Source organism: Caballeronia sp. ATUFL_F1_KS39 (assembly GCF_023630985.1).
Classification (GTDB): Bacteria; Pseudomonadota; Gammaproteobacteria; order Burkholderiales; family Burkholderiaceae; genus Caballeronia; species Caballeronia zhejiangensis.
The window spans coordinates 1-755 of record NZ_JALQDZ010000018.1; the positions used below are offsets into that span (position 1 = coordinate 1).

Here is a 755-nt window from a genome sequence, read left to right on the forward strand (position 1 = left end):
ACGATCTCCGCTTCCTTCGTGCCGAAGCCGCGCGTGGTCATCGCGGGCGAGCCGAGGCGCACGCCGCTCGTGACGAACGGCTTTTCCGGATCGTTCGGAATGGCGTTCTTGTTGACCGTGATGTGCGCGGCGCCGAGCGCGGCTTCCGCTGCCTTGCCGGTGATCTTCTTTGCGCGCAGATCGACGAGCATCACATGGCTTTCGGTGTGGCCCGAGACGATACGCAGACCGCGCTTCACGAGCGTTTCGGCCAGGACGCGCGCGTTATCGACCACGGCTTGCTGATACGCCTTGAATTCCGGCGACAGCGCTTCCTTGAACGCGACGGCCTTCGCGGCGATCACGTGCATCAGCGGACCGCCCTGAATGCCCGGGAAAATGGCCGAGTTGATCTGCTTCTCGAACTCGGCCTTCATCAGAATGACGCCGCCGCGCGGGCCGCGCAGGCTCTTGTGCGTGGTCGTCGTGACGAAGTCCGCGTGCGGCACCGGATTCGGATACACGCCAGCCGCGACGAGACCGGCATAGTGCGCCATGTCGACCATGAAGTACGCGCCGACGCTCTTCGCGATCTTCGAAAGACGCTCGAAATCGATCCTCAGCGCGAACGCCGACGCGCCCGCGACGATCAGCTTCGGCTTGTGTTCCTTGGCGAGCGCTTCGGTCTTGTCGTAGTCAATGTCCTCGGCTTCGTTCAGGCCGTAGCTTACGACGTTGAACCACTTCCCCGACATGTTGACCGGCGAGCCGTGCGT

General features: G+C 63.4%; 1 protein-coding gene. It reads right to left on the minus strand.

Annotated features, from left to right (window positions below):
- A partial coding sequence (locus NCR93_RS11275; RefSeq protein WP_250532220.1) for a serine hydroxymethyltransferase occupies positions 1–755 on the minus strand: 755 nt, incomplete at both ends.